The sequence below is a fragment of the Stieleria bergensis genome (genome assembly GCA_007745635.1).
In the GTDB taxonomy this organism is placed as follows: Bacteria; Planctomycetota; Planctomycetia; order Pirellulales; family Pirellulaceae; genus Stieleria; species Stieleria bergensis.
The window spans coordinates 3,686,646-3,710,795 of the sequence record CP036272.1 but is presented as its reverse complement, the minus strand read 5'-3'; the positions used below and the strand labels follow the sequence as shown (position 1 = coordinate 3,710,795).

Below are 24,150 nucleotides of genomic sequence, written 5' to 3'. Positions count from 1 at the left end.
ATCTGGGGCCGCGGACCTTGCGGCTTTTGTACGGCGAAGCTGCGCGACCCTGGCCTGTAGGTGTGGAACACCTTCGGCGTTCGCTGAAAGGTGCTGGGGCGTTGGGCGATGCGGCGGGCTAATTCTGTGGTTCTGGGTGGCTTTGGCGGCCGTGCACGAGTGCATAGACGCACGGCACAAGTACCAATGTCAACACCGTTGAGACCACCATGCCTCCAAGCAAGGCACGTGCCAAGGGAATCATGGATTCATTCCCCGGCGCCAAGTGAAATGAGAGCGGCAACATCGAGGCAACCAAGGTGAGCGAGGTCATCAGGATCGGCCGCAAACGCACTTGTGCCGCCGCTAACGCTGCATCACGCGCGTTGGCACCCTGCTCGCGCAGGCGGTTGGCGAACTCAACCAGCAGAATCGAATTGTTCACGACCACGCCGATCATCATCAGCGTTCCCATCAGTGACTGGATGTTTAGATAAGTGCCGGTCGCCCAGAGCACCAAGATCACACCGCCGACACCCAATGGCACTGCCAACATGATGATCAGGGGATCGGTCAGTGAACGGAACTGAGCCATCAAAACCAAGTAGACCAACAGGATGGCAACGGCCAGGCCGATCCCCAGCAGGCTCATCCCGGTTCGCATTTTCTCGACGGGGCCGCGTAACGTGACCGCGACACCGTTTTCAAATTCCATGGTGGCAAGTTCAGCTTCAATGTCCGCAGCGACGCTGCCCAGGTCGCGGCCCGCGACATTCACACTGACGTCATTGACGCGAGAGATGTTGTAGTGAGCGATTTCGCCGGGGATATTGACGCGTTTGACGCTGGCGATGTTCGACAGTGGCATTGTCACCGGACCGGATTTCGTTTGCAACGAGATCGGCATGTTGTTGATGTCGTCGATGGATTCGAAACGGTTGTCTTTGTATTGGACGCCCATAAAGAAGTCGACTCCGGTGTCGGGGTCGATCCAAATGGTCGGTGCGTAGCCAACGCTGGAGCCCAACGAGGTGAGAATGGTCTTGGCGACTTGTTCTTGATCGACACCCAGGAATTTGGCTCGCGTCCGATCCACTTGCACGTCGTATTGCGGATAGTCCAATGACTGAGCAATCTGCACGTCGGCGGTGCCGGGGATGGTTTCGATCGCCTTGACGATCCGTTCGGCTGCATCTCGGCACTGCGGCAACGTGCCGGCAGAAACTTGAACGTTGATCGGAGTGGCAACGCCTTCATTCAAAGCCATGTTGACGATGCCGCCGGTGACGAACAGAAAGTTTTCCATCGGATACTGATCGGCAAAGTGTGCTCGTAACTTGCTGACGTAATGGTCGGTCGACTCCCGGCGGTTTTCCTGCTTTAGATTGACCAAGAGATAGGCCGTGTCGGGACCCGAGTTTGAGCTCAGGACCGTGGAAAAGCCAGCGCCTTTACCGACCGGTAAACCAATGTTCGAAATCAGCGTCTTGATCTGTTCCGGCGGGATGATTTCTTTGATCGATTCTTCAATGTCGGCGACCAGCGTTTCGGTGTCTTCCAGTTTCGTCCCAGGAGCGGTTTTCAGGCGAATTTCAAAGGAACCTGAATCCACGGTCGGGAACAATTCGCTGCCCAGTGCAGGCCACAGCAGAAAGGTACATGCCACGGCGCCAATGATGACGACAGAGGTCAGCAAAGGGATCTTGAGTGCCATGGCGAGTGAGCGTCCATAGACCCCTTTTGCGATGTGACTGTTCGCTTGATCACTGTCCGTGTCGATGGTCTGTTGCTTGGAACGCATGAACGTCGCACAGAAGGCCGGCACGACGGTCATCGCCAAGAAGTAGGACGCAGCGATGGTGAAGGTTGCCGCCAGAGCCAGTGGCAAGAACAGGTACTTAATCATTCCGGTCAAAAAGACAGCCGGCAGAAAAACCGCCAGTGTCGTGATGGTCCCGGCCAGGATCGCTCCGGAAACCTCTGACGCACCATCCTTTGCCGCGTCGACGATACGCTTACCTTGAGCTTGATGGCGGATGATGTTTTCAACCACAACAATTCCGGCATCGACCACCGTGCCGATGGCCAAGGCAATTCCGCCAAGCGTCATGACGTTGATCGTCTGACCGGTGAAGGCAAATCCGAGCGCACCGATCAACATGGCAAACACAATGGTGGCCACGATGATCACCGTCGGTAACACTTTGCGAAGAAAGACCAAGACGACCGCGCCAACGAGAAGTGCACCGAGGCCGACCTGCTGAAACAGGCTGGACATTGCATTGCGAATGTAGCCGCTTTGGTCGGAGACCAATTCAACTTGGGTCGCTTCCGGGATGTCACCGCGTTCCTTCATCTTGGGGATTTCGCGTTTCAAGCCCGCTTTGATTCGATCCACGACCTCGATGGTGTTTTCGCCCGGCTCGCGAAGCAACGGGCAGTAGACGCTGCGTTCTCCATTGACGCGGACGATGTTGTACTGAATCGCGGCATCGATTTTGACTTCGGCAACATCGTGGATGAAGATCGGTTTGCCGTCTCGGACAACGATCGGAATCTCACCAATTTCTTTGACGTCTGGCAAGGTGTTTAGCGGATGGATTTGATAATCCGTTTCACCGATGCGAGCGGAACCGGAAGCCATGACCAGGTTTGATTTTGTCAGGGCATCCACCACGTCGGCAGCGCTCAGTTGATGCGCTTGCAGCTTCAGCGGGTCGGCATAGATCATCATCTGTTTGAACTTGCCGCCAAAGGGGTGTGGAATCTGCACACCTTTGAGCCCACCCATTTTGTTCCGCACGGCGTAGTAACCAATCTGATACAGTTTGGATTCTTCCAAGCCTTCTCCGGAGATCGCCGCTAGAACGACTGGCAGGTTTGCGGGTTCACTGCGCAGCGTGAAGGGCCATTCGATTCCCGGTGGCAGGTGAAACATGTCACTGGCTTCTAAGTTCACGATGTCATTCATCGCCGAACTCGGGTCGGCCCCAGGCTGAAAGAAGACCTTGATGACCGAGGCACCTGGAACGGTGCGTGATTCTTGGTGTTCGATCTTACCGGCCAGAGTCAACGCTCGTTCGACACGCGACGTGACGGACTTTTCCATGTCCATCGTCGGCAAGCCCGGATAGGAAAAGAAGCTGACCACAACGGGCTTCTTGAAATCCGGCAGAATGTCGATGGTGATGCCGGGAACCACTGCCACACCGAGCACGCAAAGTGCAATGACGCCAGAGAGGACGCCGTAGCGGTTCTTGAGAGCAAAGTTTACTAAACCCATTGTTGGTCTTTACGGTTCGATCTTGATTGGGCGGCGAGACGCGGCACAGTGACTGAGGCAGTGGTGCACGACTGGGAGAGCGGAAAGTCGATCGCAGAACAGAGTCATAGCGGACGGATGGTCTGATCGGTCTCAAATCGCTGGAGATGATTGTCGATCACTTGTTGGCCGGCTTCTAATCCGACCAAAATGCGTACTTGTGTCCCAGTATCACCAGCGACGGTCACTTGACTGACGGTGACTTTGTTCTGATCGTCGACCAGATAAACGTAAGCGTTCCCTGACTCGTCGTAACGCACCGCACGCGACGGTAACACCGTTGCGGCCAGCTTGTTGCTGATCGTGATGGTGGCGCTTCCAAACATCCCCGGTTGCAACTTGCCATCACGGTTGTCGAGTTCAGCTTCGATCATCATCGAACGTGTGCTTGGATCCAAGGCACCGCTAAGCCGAGTGACTTGGCATTCAATGGCTGGCTCGTCAGCGAATGCGGGCAGATTCAGCGAGACTGCATCGCCGGTGTTGATGGCGGCCGCTTGCACTTCGGGAACGGCGATGTGAACGCGAAGTTTATTGGTTTGATTGATGATAAACAGCATCTGGCTCGCTTGCTGCAATGTTCCATCCAACAGATCGCCCAGTTGAACGGCTCGTTCGGTGATGACGCCATCGATTGGCGCTTTGACGTTGCAGTACTGAATTTGAAGCTCTAATTCATCCAAGAGTCGGCGTTGGACGTCGGTTTCTGTTTTGGCGGCATCGGCTTTGGATTTCGCAGAAAGCATCATCGCGTTGGACACAGCCACATCCGCAGTGGCGGCCAGAACGGCTGACTGAACGGCCTTCTTGGCGGCCAATTGCGAGTCACGTCGCATCAGTGTTTCGTCCAGCACACGTCGCTCCAAAGCACCACGCTCCACCAAGTCAGATGTGCGGTCGTACTCTGACTGAGAAGCTGCCAGTGAAGCGTCAACGCGGGCGAGTTCCGATTTGGCTTGTTCCAAACCCGCTTCGGCTTCTTGAACTTGGGCGTTGGCCAGTTGCACATCGGCAAGCGCCGCCTGCTCCTTGGCGGTCAGCATGGCGACCTGACTTTGCTGGGTCGCTCGTTGTCGCAGCAACTCGGGGGCAACAACGGTCAACAAGGTCTGTCCCGCAGTGACGCGGTCGCCGATGTCAAACGAGATGGTTTCGACATGCCCCGACACACGAGCTTTGACTTCCGTGTGGTAGAACGCGTTGACGGTTGCTGGTTGGGTGGTGGTACGAGCAATTTCGGTCTGCTGTGCCGTGACCAGTTTGACCGGCGTCGGTTGACCGGGCTCGCGTTTGGTGCCGGACGAAATAGTGTCCGCCGGACGCTGGCAGCCAAGACTGCCCAGCAGCATGGCTGCGATGATTGTGAACGGAAGTGACCAGCCAAATCGTGTCATCGAGTCTTTCTCCAATTGGTTTGATGCAGGCCTGGCCGTGAGCACCGCGGGGGCGCGTTGCTGCGAAGGTCCATTGCCAGATCCCATAGGTCCGGAACCCAATTGCGGGCTCAGGTACCGTGATCACGTGGTGGGTTGTTCGGAGCCTCAATCAGGCGGTGAAGACCAGACGATACTCCCGGTGTGGCCCCGGTTGCGCTCGGTTGTTGCCCGCAAAGTCAGCCCAGAAAACGCATCTGCCGTGAGCGCTCCATTAGTTCTAGGCTCTCCAAAGCACGCTGATAACCTTGCCGTCGCTGCAACGGGCAAGTTTTCCCGATTCCATTGCCCTAATGCTCAGCATTGGTCACACCGGGCGCCGAATGCAAAGTCTGTAATACCGGTACGTTCGCTAAACCTGCGGCAACGGTGTTAATCGCTTGCTTCAAGGATAAAAGGACCGTGTTACGTATTCGAACCTCAAGTGCGCTTCAAGCCAGTTGGGTCTTGGCAACCCTGACCGGCTGTGCAGGAATGCCTGGTGCCAAGACACCGCCCAGTGGTGACCACCGAGGCCAAGTGATTGCTGACATGATTCGCGCAAGCGCTCGAGACGAGGCGGCCAGGATTCTGGGTGACGCCCCACAGGGTAGCGCCATCGTTGATGCCAGTTCCAAGGATCAGCCGGAATTCGGTTCGGCAGTCTCACTGTCGGATCAAATCGCCGGGACAGCCAAAACTCAGCTGCTGTCTCCGATCCCAGCGGAGTTACCAAGTCCGGCGACACATGCAACTCAGGTGGCGCCACCGCAACTGGCGGGTCACGATCAAGCGGAGCCGTTAACGCTCTCAATCAATGGTGTCGCTTACCGGCTGACTCCGGTCAACGAGACACTTGTCAGCGAAGTTCAGCAGGCCTCCGGTGTCGCTGTACAAGGCCTCAATCCAAACGCCTTGGCCTGGGTGCCGGACGAGTCTGCCGCGACATCATCGGAACAAGTGGCCGTGTTGGATCAGGATTCAGTGTTGGATCAGGGGCCAGTGGTGCTTCCCGAGAACGTGATCCCGATGAACCTGCCGTCCGTGCTCGCTTCGATCAATAGCCAGCACCCATTGGTTGGACGTGCTCAGTGGGAAGTGCGCCAAGCCTATGCGGAGCTTGATGCAGCCAATGCACTGTGGCTGCCATCGATCCAACTGGGGTTCAGTTGGCACCGACACGATGGAAACTATCAGGCAAGTGACGGAGACATTGTCGATGTCAATCGAAACTCATTTCAATATGGAATGGGCGTTGGAGCCACCGGTGCGGGGACGACGGCTGCCAGGCCGGGGATTCTTGCTGAGTTCCATTTGGCCGACGCGATCTTTCAGCCTCGCGTCTCTGAGCGTCGAGTGTGGGCGGGAGGACATGCAGCCACGGCAACAATGAACCAACAGATGCGCGATGCATCCGCTGCTTACTTTGAATTGTTGCGTGGCCATCAGACGATGGCGATCGTTCGCGAGTCCAGGGAACGCATCGCGGATCTCAAGAAAATCACGGTCGACTTTTCCGAAGCGGGACAGGGGACGGAGGCCGACGCGGATCGCTTGCAAACGGAAGTCGCGTTGATGGATGGCCGCTTGATCCAAACTCAAGAGGACGCGCAAGTGGCTGCGGTTGCTTTGGCACGCAGCATCAGTTTCCCCAGTGATGGGACGACGATCGAGCCCATGGACATGACCATCGTGCCACTGGATTTGACGACGCCCGACAGTGATCGTGGTTCGCTCGTCGCCACAGCGCTGCGCAATCGTCCAGAGCTAAAGAGCGAACAGGCCTTGGTTGCCGCGGCTTGCGAAGCGTATCGCCGTGAGAAGTTTGCCCCGTTTGTTCCCAGCGTTTTGCTGGGCTTTAGCAGCAGCGGATTTGGCGGCGGTCTGGGCAGTGACACCGATAACATCGATGGTCGATACGACTTCGATGCAATCTTAAGCTGGCAGATGCGGAATTTGGGCTACGGCGAACGCGCCGCTCGTGCACAGCAATCCGCACGCGTGCAACAAGCCAAGTACAGCAAGCTTAGCCAGATGGACTTGGTTGCCGAACAAGTCAGCACGGCTCACACGCGTGTTCAGCATCGATTCACTCGCATTGCGATCGCCGAAAACGGCATCGAACATGCTCGTGATTCGTTCCAAAAGAACATGCAGCGCATTCGCAATGGGCAAGGACTGCCGATCGAAGCACTGCAGTCCGCACAGGCATTGGAGATGGCACAGCGCGAATACCTGGCCGCAGTCGTGGACTACAACCAGGCACAAATCGACTTGCAGTGGGCGCTCGGCTTCAGTGTCGAAGGGCTGTAAGCGGTCTAGCCGGCTAAGGAAGCTTTACTTCGCCACCAATTCCATGCCCGTGTAATACGGGTTCTGCTTGATCTGACCAACTTTCACTGCACTGGTACTGCCTTCAACATAAGGATTGCCAGAGTGATTGACGTAGGGGTTGCCGGAAGGAACCGAGGCGGCGTCGGTCTGATTGGCTTTTGCCGCTTTGCCACCTGAGTGCATCAGACGGCCGTGATAGTCAGCGCCAGCAGAGAGCAGCGACTGAGCGGCAAAGGGGCTTAGTCCATACGGACGCGTGTGGCGTGCACCGTAGTAAACCGGTGGGTGCATTGCGAAGTACGGCGGGTTTTGAAGTGAAGTGGTGCGGCTAAGCGGGAATCCTGAATAGCCAAAGCCATAGTCAGCGCTCACTTCGGTCGCTGGGATCATCGCCATGCCAATCAAGGCCAGCGCGGCAATTGCAATGCGTTTCATGGTGTCGTTCTTGTGATGCAAGTTGGAAGGGCAGGAGATGCCTGGCCAGCCTTTTGGCTGTAGAGGCCCTATTACCGTAATTGCGTGAATAACGCTTGCAACCAAAATAACCAGGATTGGCCGGATAATCCCAACAACCGGGACGGGGCGATTGCAGCGGGTTCGGAGACTTGAAAGACCGCTGTCGGGGTTGTCGCAGGCCCGGAAGGCGTGGCCAAAGCACTCAGAATCCCGAGCTCGGGGGCGTGCCAGTGTGCGGGTGGATGGCGGTCCGTTGGTGCCCACGCGTTCCTCTGCCGCACGTTCTTGGGAACTGAGTGTCCGTGGCCCCGGTTGTCGCCTTTTCGTTTGAGTGTTTGCCGGTCAGCGGGCGTTTTGTGATCCCTCCTTGGCGGGTTGATTCTGTACAAGGGCGGTGATTCCCATGCGGTTTTCGGGTATACTGCCCCCTCCCGAACTGCTTTTTGTTGTGCTCTCCAATCGGTCATTCACCCCGCCTGTGACTGGATTGCGAGCCGCCCCTCCTGACGTTGGCTTTCGTTTATGTCCTCGGTTTTTCTTATTCGGCATCACCTTGAGAACGCGTTTCGATTGCTGGGCATGTCTGCCCTCGGCACTGTTGTCATGTCCATGTGTTTCGGCTTGCTTTGGCACCCATTGGGCGTTGCCGCTGATCCACCAACAAACCAACAATTAGATCATTTCGAAAATCAGATTCGTCCGGTGTTGGTTCAGCACTGCCAGCGCTGTCACGGTGCGAAGAAGACCGAAGCGGGACTGAGAGTCGATTCGTTGGCTGCACTGAAAACGGGAGGCGATTCTGGTGCGGCGGTCATTCCCGGCGACTCCGAGGGAAGTCTGCTTTGGCAAGCACTCAACCACGATGGGTTCGAGATGCCTCCCGACGAGCAGCTGGCCGCTGAGACCGTTGAAGCCTTCCGTGTCTGGATCGATCAGGGGGCGGCTTGGCCGGCCGGCGAGAGCGTCGCACCAGCGCTGGGAGATCAAGCGCATCTCTCAAAAAAGGGGACGGAGCACTGGGCGTTTCAGCCGATTCGTTCTCCGGAGATCCCAGCGCTCGGGTTTGAGCATCCGCTGGACAATTTGATTGAAGCTCCCTTGCGAACTCGGGGGCTAACGATCGCTCCGCGGGCGAGCAACGCTGACTTGCTGCGGCGGATCAGTTTCGACTTAACAGGCTTGCCCGTTGATCGTGAGCTCATCGATCGAGAAGTCACTGCGCCGTCGTCTCTTGCGTCCGAACCCCAGATCAACCAGGCGTTGATTGACACGCTGTTGCAGTCTCCGGCTTACGCAGAACATTGGGGGCGACACTGGTTGGATGTTGCCCGATACGCGGACACTCGGGACTGGTATGCGCGTGGTGATTTAAACTATCCGCACGCGTGGACTTATCGCGATTACGTGATCCGTGCCTTTCAACAGAATTTGCCTTTTGACGATTTTATCCGTCAGCAATTGGCGGCTGATCAGTTGACCAGCAGCGCTGGTGCGGCGGAACGTGCGGCACTGGGTTTCTTGACCGTTGGTTCTCGATTCAGGAATCGTCGCGACGAGCAGATTGCCGACTACATTGATTTGGTGTCTCGAGGCTTGCAGGGTTTGACGGTCGCCTGTGCTCGCTGTCACGATCATAAATACGATCCCATTCCCACGTCGGATTATTACGCGTTGCATGGCGTGTTTGCGAGTTCTCGGATCCCGGGGGAGTTTCCCAAGCTTGAAGGCGGGTCGCTCTCACCTCAACTGTTGCAAGAGTACGAGACGGCAAAGAAAGCCGCTGAGGCAAAATTTCATGAGTTTCTAGAGCAGTTGAAGCTCGCCGGCCAGAAGGACATGCGGGGGCGTTGGGAGGCTTACATGACTGCCTATGCTCAATCGAACGGAGTGCCCAAAACATCCTTTGTCAACGCTGCGAAGCAGAACGCCTTGAAGTCCCGTGCGGCTGGGGCGATGTTCGATCGCATGCGTGCTGCGGCGAAGCAGCCTGCTTGGAAAGAGCATCCGTTTTTTGGCGTGTTCTTTGATTTGTCTGTCGCCAGCAAGCAGAAGTTTGCTGCCCAGCGAAAGCGACTCGCGAGAGACAAGCCGGACACTGTATCGCCATTGATTCTGAAGGTCTTAGCGGACCCCCAGTGCAAAGATTCGGTTGCCTTCGCCAAGGCTTGTGGTCAGCTGTTCAATCAAGCCATGTCGGATACGGCGGATGAGTCACTTTCTGGTCTTCGCGAGGTGCTGGACGATTCATTCGGTCCATTTGGATTCGATGCTGCCGAGCTGGTCAACCACGTCGAGGTTGTTGGTGCGGAACGCGGCAAATTTGATCGCGCCAAAAAGCCGATTACGGATTTGGAAGTCAACCATCCCGGGGCTCCTGGCCGCGCCATGGTGATGTTAGATGGCAGAGCCGTTGATTCACCCATTCAGATTCGAGGAAACCCGGGGCGCAGAGGCGATGTCGTGCCGCGCCGTTTTCTGTCGTTCGTTTCGTTACGTGGCGACGCGTCGGAGGCGCTGACGGCGCCGTTTCGCAAAGGTAGCGGACGTCTGGAACTGGCCGAGGCGATTGTTTCCCCCCAGAATCCGTTGACCGCTCGTGTGATCGTGAACTGGACGTGGCAGTTTTACTTCGGCAAGGGGTTTGTGCCCTCGAACGATTTTGGATTGCGCACTGAGCGGCCTGAACAGGTTGCCGCGCTGGACTATCTGGCGGCCGGTCTGATTGCCAATGGTTGGGACATGCGTTGGTTGCATCAGCAGATCCTGACCAGTCGGACCTACCAGCAGGTCAGTCAGGTGGACCGCCGTGTGATGGATGCCGATCCGGACAATCGATTGTTCACACGTCAACAGCGGCGGCGTTTGGGCTACGAGAGCATGCGAGATTCCATGTTGAAGGTTAGCGGGCGTCTTGATCCAGCTCTGTTTGGCAAACCGATTGCTGATGCGAACCAGCGGGGTGTCGGTTCCCTGCGGCGGACGCTGTATCAAAAGGTGGACCGAGTCGATTTTGATAGTGATCGTGCGACGTTTGATTTTCCGCGTCCGGATGCTTCGTCCGTGCAGCGTTTGGAGACGACGGTGCCACAGCAGTTGCTGTTCGCACTGAACTCGCCCTTTGTGATTGATTGCGCCAAGTCGTTGACGGACGATGCGTTGTTTCAAGCGTTGGGCACCGACCAGCAGAAGGTCGTCTGGTTGTTCGACAAGGTGCTGGGTCGCCAGGCCACTGCGGATGAAGTCGCTTTGTTCACTGCGTTTCAGCCTGCTGAAGGCGTGTCTGCGGACAGTCGTCTTTGGCAATGGGGTTATGGGCACAGTCCGTTAGCCGATGACGTGGCCACCGGCCAGCCACTGGGCTTTACGGCATTGCCTCACTTTACGGGGCGATCGTACCAAGTGGGCGCGGAGTTTCCCGACAAGCAGTTTGGGTATGTTCGATTGACAGCCACGGGCGGGCACCCTGGCAACTCGCTGGAGCATTCGCCGATCGTCCGCTGGACGTCTCCGCTTGATGCGGAGCTGCGGATTCAGGGTGTGTTGAAGCATCCGGGAAAGTTGGGTGATGGGGTTCGAGCCAGCACGTTTTTGAACGGTAAATCATTAGGGGTGTGGTCCGCCAAGCAGAACAGCACGCCGACGCCGGTCAAGCGTTTCAGTGTCAAGAAAGGTGACGTGATTGATTTCGTGGTCGACTGCAATGTCGGCGGTTCGAATACCGATAGCTACCTTTGGAACCAGATCATCTCGGTGATCCAACCCAAGACTCAGAAACAGTCGTATCCCAAGGGGCATACGTGGAATGCTCGTGAGATGTTTGGCTCACCTGCCTTGCCGCCACTGGATCGTTGGCAGATGGCGGCTCAGTCGCTGTTGATCTGCAACGAATTTTTCTACGTCGATTAGTCGTCGAGTTTCATTCTTTTGTGGCCACGTTGAATTGGCTGACCTTTTGTCGCTGGACGCACAGCAAATGACAGATTCAAACGAAATGTTTTCAATCTCACGGCGCGAAATGTTGTCGCGCGCTGCCGCGGGCATGGGCACCTTGGCGATGGCGTCGCTATTTTCGCAAGAAGCCGGTGCAAGCCAGTCACCACTGGCTGTGAAGACGCCGCATTTTGCGCCCAAGGTGAAACGCGTCATTCATTTGTTCATGAACGGCGGTCCTTCTCAGGTGGACACGTTTGATCCCAAGCCCATGCTGGCGAAGTACGACGGCAAGCCCTTTCCAGATGGATCGCTGAAGAAGACCGAGCGGGCGACTGGCGGAGTGATGAAGAGTCCGTTTAAGTTTTCCAAGCATGGCGAAAGCGGCATCGACGTCAGCGAACTGTTTCCCAGTGTCGCCAAGCACGCGGATGACTTGTGTGTACTCAGAGGCATGCATACCGATGTGCCCAATCATGAACCCAGTTTGATGATGATGAACTGTGGCGAGATCGCTCAGTCACGTCCGTCACTGGGTTCCTGGGCGCTGTATGGTTTGGGAACTGAAAACCAGAATCTGCCGGGCTTTGTCGTGCTATGTCCCAACAGTTTGCCTACCGGCGGGTCACCCAACTGGCGGAGCAGTTTCTTGCCAGGGATCTTTCAAGGCACGCGGGTCGATACGTCCAAGACGAATGTCAAAGAACTGCTTGCAAACATCAGTAATGAACGCGTGACCCCGCAGGGACAGTCGGATCAACTGGGTTTGATTCAGCAATTGAATCAACGTCACCTGGCAGCCCGCGGCGGCGACGAGCGACTGGAGTCTCGGATTCAAGCCTTCGAGCTTGCGTTTCGCATGCAGATGGAAGCCAGCGATGCGTTTGATGTGTCTCGCGAATCCAGCGAAACCCTTGCAATGTACGGCGACGACTTGCAGGGACGTCAAATGTTGACCGCGCGGCGTTTGGTCGAACGCGGTGTCCGGTTTGTTCAAGTCTGGCATGGCGGCGGTCAGCCCTGGGACAGTCACAACGATATCGAACGCCTGCATCGCAAGCTGGCTGGCGAATGCGATCAAGCCATCGGTGCCTTGCTGACGGATCTGAAACAACGCGGTTTGCTGGATGACACGCTGGTGATTTGGGGAGGCGAATTTGGTCGCACGCCGGCTGTCGAGCTTCCCAATTCAAATAACGACACCAAGGGCACCGGTCGAGACCACAACAACCACGGGTTCAGCATGTGGCTAGCGGGTGCTGGTGTGAAACCGGGACACATCCACGGCGCAACCGATGAGTTTGGGTTCGGTGCCGTAGAGGGCAAAATGCATGTGCACGATTTGCACGCAACCCTGCTGCATTTACTTGGCTTTGATCACGAGCGGTTGACGTATCGTTGGGCTGGTCGCGACTTCCGGTTGACCGACGTCCATGGCACCGTTTGTCACGATATTTTGGCCTAGCCGCTATTGGTCCGGTTCGATTTGCCAGCGACCCTGATCGTCCTGGCAGACCAAGTTCAATTGGCGCAGCATCTTTAGGACAGGGTCAACCGAAAAGGTGACTTCGGTTTGGGTGAGTTCGCGAATCCAACGTTCGCATTTTCGTCGCAGGCGACGCTGACTGATCGGCTGACCTTCAGCGACCATGGCACAGTAGGCCAGGGAAAGTTCTGACTGTGTTTGACGGCCACGTTGATGGATCAGTTGCAAGACCGCGCCGCTGTTGCTGTCAAGTTTTTGATAGAACAAGTTGCGCGTGACATCCAGCAGGTAACGATTCTTGGTCTGGGAATAGCTGAAAAAGCTCTTCACCACATAGGCCGCAGCGGCCAGCAGAAAGCCGACCGCTAACGCCATGCTGTAGTATGCAGCCAAAGCCAAGGTGACCAAGATGAATCGCGAAATCTTCTGGAGCGAAAACAGCCAGCCGCCCAAGCTGGGGACGATCGCTTTCGCTCGGTCAAACTTGCTTAACCGTACCTTTGTCCCTGGCAGCAGCATGTCGACGTCCTGCTTGGGAATGTTCTTGAACATTCGGATGTGCAGTTTCTCACATGACAGCGTCTCACCGCGTTCATGGTCGCTGTTGAGTTGGAAAACAATGACCAGGCGCCGATACAACGGCACGTCGACTAATTCCTGACGATAGAAATTCCTGAAGCTGCGGCGATAGCGTTGGCCGATGACGTCGCCACGTGTGTAGACTTCCAAATGCCGAAACAGTGTGAAGTCCGCTTCCATGGGAACCCCCCAGTAACTGGCAACGCCGACACATTGCTCCAGGTCTTCACGGGACAGGTTGGTGAAGGCGGCGTCTTCTAGCACCACATCTAAATGTGCCAGGATCTGGTCGGCTTGTTCGATGGATTCACTGGTCGGTTGAGTTGCGGGGGATTGCGTTGGCGAACGGGCGGTGCTGTGGTCAGACGAATCGGTTGATTGCTGAATCGCCTGCTTGGGTTCGTTTTCGCTTGCCGTCTCCGGTGGAGGCGGTGTCCCGATTTGGCATTCAGAGTCGGGATCGAAATCGGGATACGTCGACAGCAGCAGTTTTTGGTCTCGTCGGGAGCGTTTTTCGCAATACCACTCAATGGCCGCTAGAGCGGTTTGCAGGGCGTCTTCACTTGCCGCCACTGGATCGCGTTGCTCGCTTTGCTGGACTTTTTCACGTAGCTGGCGCAGCAATTGCTCGGGGGACGCGGGAATGAAAGCTTCGACCTGCCAGTGGTCGGCGTCCGGCATCAGCATTCCGCTGGTGCTAAACTCGGACAGCGAACGCGTGATTGGCCCTGTTCGATCCAGGGACCAAGTGGTAAGAATGCGATCAACCGATTCTGACACGTTGTAAACAAATGAGCGGAATGAAATCAGACATGCACGACGGCAGTTTTACAGATCAATCAGACCTAACGCACGATCAAGCTCAGGAAAAGTTGGCAGCCCAAATGGATCTACCACAGTTTAGCCCATCGGGAGTGGCTTTGGATATGGATGGTCTGCTATTTGACACCGAGCGGATTTATTGGCAGGTGGGCGATACTGTGCTGGAACGCCGTGGCAAACGCTATTGCGAAGCGCTGCAGGCAAGAATGATGGGGCGAATTGGTCTGGGGGCTGTTCAAGAGATGATTGATTTTCATCAGTTGAATGATGCTCCTGAATCCTTGCTCGCCGAATCCGACCAGATCTACGGGAATCTTTTACCAGAAATGCTGCGTCCCATGCCGGGGCTGGAGGGCTGGCTTGAACACTTGGTCGCGTCCGGGGTTCCATTCGCTTTGACGACCAGCAGCCGCCGTCGCTGGGTGGACGTGATCTTTCAAGACATTCCCTGGCGAGAGCATTTCGCGTTTATTCTGACCGGGGATGATGTCACTCATGGTAAGCCACATCCGGAGATGTACACCACCGCGGCAAGCAAGTTCGCCATCAAGCCGCAAGAGATGCTGGTCTTGGAAGACAGCGGCAATGGTTGTGCCTCTGGCGTGGCTTCCGGAGCACAGGTCGTGGCGATTCCCAATGAGCACACGATGAAGCAAGACTTTAGCGGTGCAGTGCTGGTGGCGGACTCCTTATCTGATCCGCGTCTGCGTCGTCTGATTTCGCCGGTCAAATGAGCTGGTTCGCCGACTGGCCGCGATCAAACGTCGCTCTCGTCGCCGTCCCTTTCCTGGGCGGACTCTGCATCGTTTGCGGCGACCTTGTCGCGCTGCGGTAAGTCACCCAGGATGGCTTCGGGATCAAGTGGGGCTTCGGCAAACTCCATGAGTTCCGCCATCGGTTCACGCTTGAACTTGAAGTCATCCATGACGAACGTCCGCTGCTTGCCATCGACTTCATAGCGGATCTTGGCGATGCCCTTGTCTTCCCATTTGTGCTTATCGATCGACGTGATGGATTCGATGGGCACTTCGACGCCTTTGTGATTCCGGATGACTTGACTGTCACCTTCGATGTAGGCACCTTGGCCGGCAATGAACTTCATCAACACCACCACCGACATGATGCTGCAGATGACGGTGAACATGAATTGTTGACCGATTCCGTGAGTGATTTCTTTGCTGGTTTTCGCTGGGACCAGTGTGGACCAGCCATTCTCTTTGGCGACTTCAGGCCATTGCTCGGCGCGATCTTCTTCCGGGATCGCCTCGTAGGCCTCGGCGATCACACGCTGTTGTGGGTATCCGATCAAGCCATCGTATAGAAACCAGCAGGCGAAGGCGAAACAGCCCAGAAAGACATACAGAAATCGTCGAAAGAACGGAGCGTGAGATTCGGCACGGATCATAACGTCAGTCAAGGGCTTAGGGGAATCGTTGCACGACCGCAAAGCGATCAGACAATGGAGCGATAGTAGTCGATGCTGCGACGTAATCCATCGACCATGTCCACGTCTGGTTCAAACAGCAGCGAAGTTCTGGAGTGGCTGACGTCGGCCAACGAATCGCGAACATCACCAAGTCGAGCGGGTTCGTGGATGGGAGTGATTGGTTTTTCGAGCAAATCGCTCAGGATCGCGATCAGTTCCAGCAGCGTGGTGCGTCGACCACGAGCGACATTGAACACCTCGCCACTGATCCCTGGCACGGTCGCTGCCAGTAAGTTGGCTTTGGCAACATCTTGGACATACACAAAGTCACGAGATTGTAGGCCGTCTCCGTAGATGACCGGAGGCTGACTGGCCAGAATGAGAGAGACAAAGCGCGGGATGACGGCGCTGTATTCGCTGTGTGGATCTTGGCGTGGACCAAACACGTTAAAGAATCGCAAGATCACCGTTTCCAGGTCACTGGTTTTGGCAAAGGAGCGCAAGTAATTTTCAGCCGACAATTTGGCCGCGGCATAGGGGGACAGTGGCGCAGGGGGATCGGTTTCACGCTTGCTGACAAAGGTTGAATCGCCGTAGGCGGCACTTGTGCTGGCAAGCACCATCCGTCGCACGCCGGCCTGATTGGCAGCATCCAAAAGGTTCACCGTGCTGGTCGCGCACCAGGCGTGACAGAGAGCCGGTTCACGCATGCTGCGTGGGACACTGGCCATCGCCGCGAGGTGGAAGATCGCGTCACATCCCTTGACGGCTTCGGCAGTGGTTGCCGGGTCCGCTGCGTCTCCGTCGACAAAGGTGAACTGAGCATGGCCGTCTAAGTGCGCCAGGTTTTTCTTAAATCCCGTACTCAGATTATCCAGGGCCCGTACTTGGCTGCCCTGTTCGATCAGAGCGTCGACAAGATGTGATCCAATAAAGCCTGCGGCGCCAGTGATAAGGCAGGTGCTTCCCTGTAGCGATTGGCAGGAATCCGGCAGGTTGATGGGTTCTGACATCTATTTGGTATCGGTTAGTTGGGGCGATTAGCGATAGAACACGGGCTGGCGTCGACCAACACCTACAACAACTTAGGACGGTGTTTAAGCAATCAAAGTTGCTTGTGCAGGTTTTGGTCCGGTAGCTTACCGTTGATGAAACCAAGCATGCATCCCCCGCCATGGATGGGATGCAGTTTGGCCGCCCGAACGGAAGTCGGCTGTTCGCCGTTGCCGAATCAGCAAAAGTGGTAAAAATTGCATTGCTACAGATGCCGGAATTGCACAGCATCGGTTCTGTATTTTGTAGTTTGAAAAAGTCAAATTGTCCGCAATGAATTTCTGTAACGGGTATACTGGAAGTACATTTTGATGTGTTCGAGAGTTCCCCCATCAGACTTATCCATGTGTCTCTTGGTCAAAAGGATTTGCCCCACAGACAAGAATCATCCCCACCATCTTGACTGTTGATTGAACTTGCCTAATCGTTGGACTGAAGGGTTCATTGAATGGGGCTGAGCTAAGCGTCGTCAGGCTTTGGACGAATCGGCTTGGCGGTTTGGTTGATGCAGTCATTAAGCTCCCCACACTTCTTGACTGGTTCGGTTGATTCTGAACCAGCCCCACGCTCTCATGATTACTGATCAACGCAATCCCGGTGTTCCACCGCGCGGCCATCAGCAGGCGTCATCGCACGCGCTGCCACAGTTGGACGTGATGGGTGCGTTGTGGCGATATCGCTGGGCCGTCGTGATCCCAACGGTGGTGTTCGGTTTGATTGGATTTTTGGTTTATCACGGGACCAGTGAAACCTATCGCAGTTCCACCAAATTGATGGTGGAATCCAATCGGCCTCCTGTGCTGGACGCGATGACCGGTGAAGTGCTTGGCGGCGTGCCCGATATCGAGGTTCTCGAAGCGCAGGTTTATAGCGACCGTGTGGCTTTGATGGCCTATGAGCACATCAAGATGAAACCGTTTCGTGTGAACTACGGTTCCAGCTCCGCCGTGTTCGCAAAGGCGATCCGCGGCCAACTGTCTCTGGAGCCCGAAGTCACGGACGTGAAGTCCGCGCAGTCGTTGGTCACTTGGATGCACTTTGACAGCCCCAATCAAGACCTTAGCGAGGCAGCGGTTCAGGCGTTCAGTCAAGCGTTGCAAGAGTACTTTAACGCTCGTCACCAATCGACTCAGACGAAGGTTTCCAATCTTCTGCACGACGCGATCACGAAGTTGTCGCCTCGATTGGTGCTCAAGGAGAAAGAGTACTCCGAGTTCAAAACTCAAAATATGGGTGAACTCTCTTGGGACAGTGACGGCCATACGATTAATCCTTACAGTCGCCAGCGCGACGCGCTGATCGGTCAACGCGCTGCTCTGGAAATGGAACTCCGCCGCGAGAAAACCATTCTGGCGCAGATCGAACGGGTCGCTGAAGACTCTCGCGATCCGATGACGGCGCTCAATGTCATGGGACAGCTGTTAGGCGTTAACATCAACGCTCTGAACAACGAGCAGAGGTTTGACCCGCTGGAAGGTGATTCCATGTTGGCGGAGATCGATCTGGAAAAGAAACTCTTGCCGCTGATCATTACACGCAACCAGCTGGAAACTCAGTTCGGTGATGGACACCCCAGTGTCAAAGCAATGGATCAGGAGTTAAAGACGACACGCGAAGAACTCGCGCGATTGGTCAAGGAGCAAGCCGATCGCATCACCAAGCTAAGAGAGCAGCATTACCAGCAGTCGGGCAGTCCATCGCAGCGAGCAACGGATACCGTCAACGCCGTGATCTTTTCGAATCAAGCCAAGGTGATGATGCTGCAAAATCATCTGAAGCAACTCGATGATCAAATTGATCTCGCCAAGTCGAAAGCTATCGACCTGGCGAAGCTTGAGCGACAAGACGAAGAGCATCGCAGTGAGCTGGATCGGTATCGGAAATGGTTGACTGACTTTGATGATAATCTCAGTCGCGTTCAGATTTCCGAAGAGGAAAGTGTCACGCAAGTTGCCGAACTTCAAGCTCCCACAGCGGCTTATGTGGTGGCTCCCAATTTGATCAAACTACTCGGCTTGGGCATCTTGGTTGGGCTGGTGATCGGATCAGGGAGCGCTCTGTTGTTAGAGAAAAACGCGAACACCTTCCGCGCTCCAGAAGACATCCCCAATGTGCTTGGCCTGCACGTCTTGGCACACGTGCCATTCTTTCGCGGCAAGCGGCGCAAGAACAACAAAGATGAAGTGGATCCGTATAGCGATTTCTCGATCGACATCGCGGTGGTTCATCAACCGGCCTCGGCAGCCTCTGAAGCCATCCGCTCGCTGCGAACCTCGGTCTTTTTTGAAACCAATCAGGCCCGGCGCGGGACCGTAATCCAGGTGACCAGTCCGCTTCCTGGTGATGGCAAAAGCACCATAGCGTCCAACCTCGCCTGCTCGATGGCGCAAAGCGGTAAGCGCGTGCTGGCGATCGATGCTGACCTGCGGCGGCCACAATTGACCGACAACTTCCAACTCTCTGGAAAGCCGGGGCTGACCAGTGTCTTGGATGGCCAGTGTGACCCATTGGATGCGGCTTATCCGACGGCGCTCCCTAAGTTATCGATCATGCCCTGCGGTGGCATTCCCGGCAACCCGGCTGAAGCGCTGTCGCTGCCCGTGATGAATGAGTTGTTGCAGTACCTTCGCGATCACTTTGATTACATCCTTTTGGATACGCCGCCGCTGTTGGTGGTGACCGACCCGAGTATTTGCGCCAGCATGGCGGATGCAGTGATTCTGGCGTTGAAGATTCGCCGCAAATGCAAGCCCAATGCCCGTGAGGCGGTCAATATCTTGAATTCCGTTGGTGCCAACGTGTTGGGCGTGACGGTGAATAACTCGGAAGAATCAGCCTCTAGCGATGGATACCGAGCCTATGGGTATTATCGGTACGGCAGGTATGCCGGTGGCTATGAGCGGCGCGGTGGAGTGAAAGGTCCAAGTGTCGCGGTCTCCTCGCGGTCTTCCAGTAGCTTGTTGGTCAGTCGCGCTGTTGGCGATTCGTCAACCATTGACGGGATGACAAGTAATGGTGACGGGGTTGGTGAGTCACGCAACTAACGGCGGAACTCTGGCTGGTCATTCGTTGTCTAACGTTTGCGGCCTGCCATTACCGTCCCCAATGTGAGCCATTGGCTTTGGCTACTGGTCCCTAACGAATTGCTAAGACCGATGTCCCACGATACGTCTATTACCGGCCCGTCATCTCGCGAGAACGCCTCGCCTGGCGAACCGCTTGTTCGGCCCACTGGCATGGATAGCCATTCCATGGCGGGGACACTGTCCGCGAATCAAAAAGTCTGGTCGGGATTTTGGATCGGCTTGTTGCTCACAACCGCTCCTTTGCTGATCCCCTATTTCAAGGACTTATGGGATAACGTCACCTATCGTTTTTTTCCGTTCGCGATTTTGGCCACCGTTTGGTTGGGTTACGACCGCTGGGATCGCGACGTGCGTCCACCACGCGGTTGGTTCAGTTGGGCGTTGCTCGGTGGAGCGGGCTTTTTGGTGATCGCCAGCATCCTGTTTTCCTTCACCTGGTTTGCGGCGGTCGCGGCGGTGGTGATTGTCTGTGTCATGTATTATTCGCAGCGCGGGGAAGTGGATGCTTCATTGTTGGCAGCCGCGTTGCCGCTGTTGCCGTGCGTGCAGATGATTCGTCTGGATAAAATGCTTGTGCAGTCCCTCCAGCACACAACGACCTGGATGTCCAGCGTGCTGCTTGATTTGTTTGGTATTGCGCATGCGGTGTCGAACAACGTGTTGCAATTGTCCGACCGTGAATTGTTTGTGGCCGAGGCTTGTAGCGGGATTCAAAGTGTGTTCACGCTCAGTTTCCTGGCTCTGTTGGTTGTTGCTTGGAAGCGTCGCCGCGCGTGGATGGTTCCAGTGTATTTGTTAGTGTCTGTGTTATTGGCCGTGTTTGCAAATGTCATTCGCGTCACGACGGTTGCCGCTGCCGCTGCGTTTCTGGACATGGATTTCTCTGTGGGTTGGCCGCATGATCTGTTGGGTTATGTGGCGCTGGTCGTCTGTTTTGCGTTCTTGATGTCGTTCGACTATTTGCTGGCGATCTTCTTTCATGAGATTCCAGCGTCAGTGGACAGTAACCCTGCGATGATCGCCTGGAACTTCTTTGCCAACCACGATGAAGTTGAGCAGGGAGCCGGCGATAACGCGCGTCGATCGACCGAGGTTCAGCAGAGTGCCCAGGGCGCGATGTCATCGCGCTTCGCAATCTTGCTGGGGCAAAACCGGATCGTGATGGGATGCTTCTTTGGCGTGTTGGCACTGTTGTTTCTTGGCTCTGGGTATCGCTTGATCAGTTCCAGCAAGCCTCGCAGTGTGGTCTTTAGCAGCGAACAGGTGATCTTTGATCCAAGGACGAACCTGCTGGACTCGGTATTGGTGAATTTGTCCGTGGTCGACCATCAAAGCAGTCGTGAATTCCAAGACTCTCGGCTGGGTGCGAACTCGGATATTTGGGAATGCGAGTGGGGTGATCTGCAAGTTCAGTTTGTTGTCAGCCAGCCGTACAAGGGGTGGCATGAGCTCTGCGATTGCTATGAGGCCATCGATTGGAAACTGCTTGATCGCAGCATTCGATCGCCTCGTGATAAGGACAACCCACTGGCGTACGACTTGGAGGAGGCGACATTTGTTGCCGCTCAATTCCGTAGTGGGCCCGTCCAACGCGGCTATTTGCTCTTTAGCGGCATCGGCAGCGACGGAGTGCCGGTTGACGCGCCCAATAGCATGCACGCTTTGGCTCACCGGATCTGGAATCGAATCGATTCCTCTGGCGTTTGGAATCAAAACGAACTGGTTGTGCTGCAAATGTGGGTGACCAGCGCGGCGAAGTTAACTCCTGAACAGTTGCGCGAGCTTGAACGCGAGTTTCTATCCGTGCGTGGTCGTGTGGCTGCGGAGATTCAGCGGGCGACAACAGAGGGCGCTCAAGCTCAATCGCAGGGCAGGCCGCTCGGCCAAGCGTTGCCGGTCGCGGATGCCAGTCGTCTAGCAGGTCGCGTGCAGGAGGCCATGTAAGCCATGAAGTCAAACTACTATAACCCGTTGGTCTGGATGGCTTGGTGCCGCGATTGCGCTGTCGCGTGGTTTTCAACCATTCCCTGGGGCGATGCTCCGAAGGCGATTCCTGCGCTGTTGCTGACGCTGATTTTGTTCATCATCGGGTTCGTCGCCTTTAGCCAGGGAACGGGCTGGCGACAACGATTGCTGGATCGACAATACGCAGTGGCGATGGAGCTGGATGATTTTCCCACCGCAGAAATTGTGGTGCGTCGTCAACTTGAAACGCAGCCGACCGACGTGCGTTTGCAACTGAAATTTGCGTTGCTGCGTGATCACCAGGGTTTCTCCAAGGAGGCCGATGCGGTGATGGTGCAGTTGCTGGATCGGCATCAACGCCCGGCCGCGCAGTGGTTGTTGGACAAGCGGTTTGTGAATCGCAAGTTCACTGACATGACCGAAGAGGAGCTCCAGCTGATCGAGAAGGTTTTGCTGTTGCTCGAAAGCGAAGCCCAGGACGACGGCGAACAGTTCCGTATCCGCCGGGTGCTTGCGGACTATTACAGGTTTCGCAAACGGCCTCGCGATGCGATTCCAATCTTGCTTTCACTCGCTCGCAGTGAGCCTGCGGTGGGATTAGAAGCGGCCTACGTCGCTCGCGGGATTGGCGAAATCGAGGATGCGAAACGTTACGCCAAAGAAGCGCTGGGCGGAACACGGATCCAATTTGAACAAGATCCCGGGAATGCGTCTCTGGCCTATCACATCGCCTTGAATCGGGTGTTCTTGGAACAGTTTTCCGATGCGATCACGGTGCTGCATACTGCGATGGCCAACGTCAGCGGACCGAACGCGGACAAGAATCATGCACGGTTGGCTCAGGCGCTTGGGACGACCATCGTCAGCTATATCCAGTACATCGAAGCCTCGCCGCAAGACACGCGGAAAGAACGAATTCGGATCTTGAGGATGCTTGAAGGCGCCGCGGAGATTGCTCCGAACAACAGTCGCGTGCTGACGATGCTGTCGCAGCAGATCTTGAAAAGCTTGGATGATAACAGTCAGGAAGCGATCGATATTCGCGAGTCGTTACTGAACGATCAAGCATCGAAGTTGGCGCACTTTATTCGCGGCACGGCAGCGTTGTTAAACGATGACTTGGATGAAGCGTCACTTCACCTGCATTTAGCAAAAGACGAGATGAGGGACAGTCCCGCGGTGTTGAATAACTTGGCGGTTGTGCTGACGCGTCAAGCGGTTGAGTTGCGAAAAGACAATGGATCGCTCCCAGAGGCGGAGCAGAGTCCTGAGTGGCAAGCTGAGTACGACCTGCTGCTTAAGAGGGCTCTCAAGCTGGTCAACCAAGCGATCAAGGACGTTGATCGCCCCACACCTCACTTCTTTGAGACTCAAGGGCACACCTTGTTTTTGATGGGCAGGCAGCGTGAGGCGATTATCAGTCTAGAGCACGCGTGCAAAGTCCCCGCGTTGGCCTTGCGAGCACACCGGATGTTAGCGGTTTGCTACCGCAACCTGGGCGATCCAGCGTTAGCTGCGGACCACGATCGGGCTGCCAACCTGCTAGAGGACAAGGCCGGAAACGTGTTGCCAAAAGGGGGTGTGCTCAAGCCAACCGCTCAGCAGAGTGATCTGGATCCTGCGGCCGAATCGGTTGAGTAGCGTTTAAGCCTGTTCGCGGGCGGGGCGACTCGACTTTGTTCGCTGCCGTGGCGTGAGTGGCCCATGCGATTGCCAGCAGTTGGATGACAGGCAGTCGCTGCGATTGATCTTCGCGGTGGTTAAGACAGGCTTTGTGGGTGTGGGTCAGGCCCAGTTGTTCTGCACGTCGATTTCACCCTGTTCCCAGGCCGTTAAGAACGGCGGCAGGCTGGGCAGGGCATCATCAGCTTGACGGACTTGGTCGCGTGTCATCCAGTGGAATTCAGCGACTTCGTCAGGGTTGGGCACGGGAGGCTGATTTTCGTCGGCCGTGGCGTGCCACCAAGCAAGATTGGTGCCCCAGGGAGTGACGCTGCGGTAGCACAGTTCCACTGGCGTGACTTGCATTGCCAGTTCTTCTTCCATTTCGCGAACCAAGGCTTCCGCTTCGGTCTCTCCCTCTTCAATGCCACCACCGGGCAGGCACAGTTTCCCCGGCGCAGTGACCGTCATTGAGCGGCGGATCACCAGTAAACGCTGTTGACGGAAGAGGACGGCGACAACGCCGCGTTTTCGTCGGGTACGGGGTTTCGATCTGTCTAAGTTCATTCCAAGCTTGTACTGCAACCATGCATCGTGGACAATCGAGATCTGACGCTTTAACGAAAACCTCGCAACTT

General features: G+C 55.9%; 14 protein-coding genes. 7 read left to right on the top strand and 7 right to left on the bottom strand.

Features of this window, described 5'->3' with window-relative positions:
* Positions 1 to 118 precede the first annotated feature (118 nt).
* The gene (locus SV7mr_RS12950) at positions 119 to 3,262 is read right to left on the bottom strand and encodes an efflux RND transporter permease subunit (RefSeq protein WP_145272619.1); all 3,144 of its coding nucleotides are present in this window, start codon (positions 3,260 to 3,262) and stop codon (positions 119 to 121) included.
* Positions 3,263 to 3,366: 104 nt separating this feature from the next.
* Positions 3,367 to 4,695 (bottom strand): efflux RND transporter periplasmic adaptor subunit, encoded by a 1,329-nt coding sequence (locus SV7mr_RS12945; RefSeq protein ID WP_419187338.1) that lies wholly within the window; start codon positions 4,693 to 4,695, stop codon positions 3,367 to 3,369.
* A gap of 441 nt (positions 4,696 to 5,136) precedes the next feature.
* Between SV7mr_RS12945 and SV7mr_RS12940 the strand changes: the two genes are divergently transcribed.
* Positions 5,137 to 7,026, top strand: a complete 1,890-nt coding sequence (locus SV7mr_RS12940) for a TolC family protein (RefSeq protein WP_145272615.1) — start codon at positions 5,137 to 5,139, stop codon at positions 7,024 to 7,026.
* A 24-nt stretch (positions 7,027 to 7,050) separates the two neighbouring features.
* Here the strand turns inward: SV7mr_RS12940 and SV7mr_RS12935 are convergent, their stop codons facing one another.
* Positions 7,051 to 7,482 (bottom strand): hypothetical protein, encoded by a 432-nt coding sequence (locus tag SV7mr_RS12935; RefSeq protein ID WP_145272613.1) that lies wholly within the window; start codon positions 7,480 to 7,482, stop codon positions 7,051 to 7,053.
* A gap of 600 nt (positions 7,483 to 8,082) precedes the next feature.
* Here SV7mr_RS12935 and SV7mr_RS12930 point away from each other — a divergent pair.
* Both SV7mr_RS12930 and SV7mr_RS12925 read left to right on the top strand, forming a co-directional pair.
* Positions 8,083 to 11,409: a PSD1 and planctomycete cytochrome C domain-containing protein gene (locus SV7mr_RS12930; protein ID WP_419187337.1), complete on the top strand. Its 3,327-nt coding sequence runs from the start codon at positions 8,083 to 8,085 to the stop codon at positions 11,407 to 11,409.
* Positions 11,410 to 11,494: 85 nt separating this feature from the next.
* Positions 11,495 to 12,898, top strand: a complete 1,404-nt coding sequence (locus SV7mr_RS12925) for a DUF1501 domain-containing protein (RefSeq protein WP_473163692.1) — start codon at positions 11,495 to 11,497, stop codon at positions 12,896 to 12,898.
* Positions 12,899 to 12,901: 3 nt separating this feature from the next.
* Here the strand turns inward: SV7mr_RS12925 and SV7mr_RS12920 are convergent, their stop codons facing one another.
* Positions 12,902 to 14,278, bottom strand: coding sequence for a DUF3754 domain-containing protein (locus SV7mr_RS12920; protein WP_145272607.1), 1,377 nt, complete (start codon positions 14,276 to 14,278; stop codon positions 12,902 to 12,904).
* A gap of 104 nt (positions 14,279 to 14,382) precedes the next feature.
* Here SV7mr_RS12920 and SV7mr_RS12915 point away from each other — a divergent pair, with 104 nt between their 5' ends.
* Positions 14,383 to 15,054, top strand: a complete 672-nt coding sequence (locus tag SV7mr_RS12915; protein ID WP_145278399.1) for an HAD family hydrolase — start codon at positions 14,383 to 14,385, stop codon at positions 15,052 to 15,054.
* A 23-nt stretch (positions 15,055 to 15,077) separates the two neighbouring features.
* On the opposite strand, the gene SV7mr_RS12910 is transcribed toward SV7mr_RS12915, so the two are convergent.
* Together SV7mr_RS12910 and SV7mr_RS12905 are read right to left on the bottom strand one after the other, a co-directional pair.
* A complete protein-coding gene (locus tag SV7mr_RS12910; protein WP_145272605.1) occupies positions 15,078 to 15,725 on the bottom strand; it encodes a hypothetical protein in 648 nt (215 codons plus the stop codon).
* 47 nt (positions 15,726 to 15,772) lie between these two features.
* A complete protein-coding gene (locus tag SV7mr_RS12905) occupies positions 15,773 to 16,759 on the bottom strand; it encodes an SDR family oxidoreductase (protein WP_145272603.1) in 987 nt (328 codons plus the stop codon).
* A 612-nt stretch (positions 16,760 to 17,371) separates the two neighbouring features.
* Here SV7mr_RS12905 and SV7mr_RS12900 point away from each other — a divergent pair.
* The 3 genes from SV7mr_RS12900 to SV7mr_RS12890 all read left to right on the top strand — a co-directional run bounded on the left by SV7mr_RS12900 (position 17,372) and on the right by SV7mr_RS12890 (position 23,491).
* On the top strand, positions 17,372 to 19,843 hold the full coding sequence (locus tag SV7mr_RS12900; protein WP_145272601.1) for a polysaccharide biosynthesis tyrosine autokinase: 2,472 nt from the start codon (positions 17,372 to 17,374) through the stop codon (positions 19,841 to 19,843).
* Positions 19,844 to 19,954: 111 nt separating this feature from the next.
* A complete protein-coding gene (xrtU, locus tag SV7mr_RS12895) occupies positions 19,955 to 21,829 on the top strand; it encodes an exosortase U (protein WP_145272599.1) in 1,875 nt (624 codons plus the stop codon).
* A gap of 3 nt (positions 21,830 to 21,832) precedes the next feature.
* Positions 21,833 to 23,491, top strand: coding sequence for a tetratricopeptide repeat protein (locus SV7mr_RS12890; protein ID WP_145272597.1), 1,659 nt, complete (start codon positions 21,833 to 21,835; stop codon positions 23,489 to 23,491).
* A 144-nt stretch (positions 23,492 to 23,635) separates the two neighbouring features.
* Here SV7mr_RS12890 and SV7mr_RS12885 read toward each other — a convergent pair whose 3' ends face one another.
* On the bottom strand, positions 23,636 to 24,079 hold the full coding sequence (locus tag SV7mr_RS12885; protein ID WP_145272595.1) for an NUDIX domain-containing protein: 444 nt from the start codon (positions 24,077 to 24,079) through the stop codon (positions 23,636 to 23,638).
* Positions 24,080 to 24,150: the final 71 nt, after the last annotated feature.

What these genes read in the sequence shown, in the direction of transcription:
- SV7mr_RS12950 (WP_145272619.1), bottom strand. Translation starts at nt 3,262, where the DNA reads ATGGGTTTAGTAAACTTTGCTCTCAAGAACCGCTACGGCGTCCTCTCT.
- SV7mr_RS12945 (WP_419187338.1), bottom strand. Translation starts at nt 4,695, where the DNA reads ATGACACGATTTGGCTGGTCACTTCCGTTCACAATCATCGCAGCCATG.
- SV7mr_RS12935 (WP_145272613.1), bottom strand. Translation starts at nt 7,482, where the DNA reads ATGAAACGCATTGCAATTGCCGCGCTGGCCTTGATTGGCATGGCGATG.
- SV7mr_RS12930 (WP_419187337.1), top strand. Translation starts at nt 8,083, where the DNA reads ATGTCTGCCCTCGGCACTGTTGTCATGTCCATGTGTTTCGGCTTGCTT.
- SV7mr_RS12925 (WP_473163692.1), top strand. Translation starts at nt 11,495, where the DNA reads ATGTTTTCAATCTCACGGCGCGAAATGTTGTCGCGCGCTGCCGCGGGC.
- SV7mr_RS12915 (WP_145278399.1), top strand. Translation starts at nt 14,383, where the DNA reads ATGGATCTACCACAGTTTAGCCCATCGGGAGTGGCTTTGGATATGGAT.
- SV7mr_RS12910 (WP_145272605.1), bottom strand. Translation starts at nt 15,725, where the DNA reads ATGATCCGTGCCGAATCTCACGCTCCGTTCTTTCGACGATTTCTGTAT.
- SV7mr_RS12905 (WP_145272603.1), bottom strand. Translation starts at nt 16,759, where the DNA reads ATGTCAGAACCCATCAACCTGCCGGATTCCTGCCAATCGCTACAGGGA.
- SV7mr_RS12900 (WP_145272601.1), top strand. Translation starts at nt 17,372, where the DNA reads ATGATTACTGATCAACGCAATCCCGGTGTTCCACCGCGCGGCCATCAG.
- xrtU (WP_145272599.1), top strand. Translation starts at nt 19,955, where the DNA reads ATGTCCCACGATACGTCTATTACCGGCCCGTCATCTCGCGAGAACGCC.
- SV7mr_RS12890 (WP_145272597.1), top strand. Translation starts at nt 21,833, where the DNA reads ATGAAGTCAAACTACTATAACCCGTTGGTCTGGATGGCTTGGTGCCGC.
- SV7mr_RS12885 (WP_145272595.1), bottom strand. Translation starts at nt 24,079, where the DNA reads ATGAACTTAGACAGATCGAAACCCCGTACCCGACGAAAACGCGGCGTT.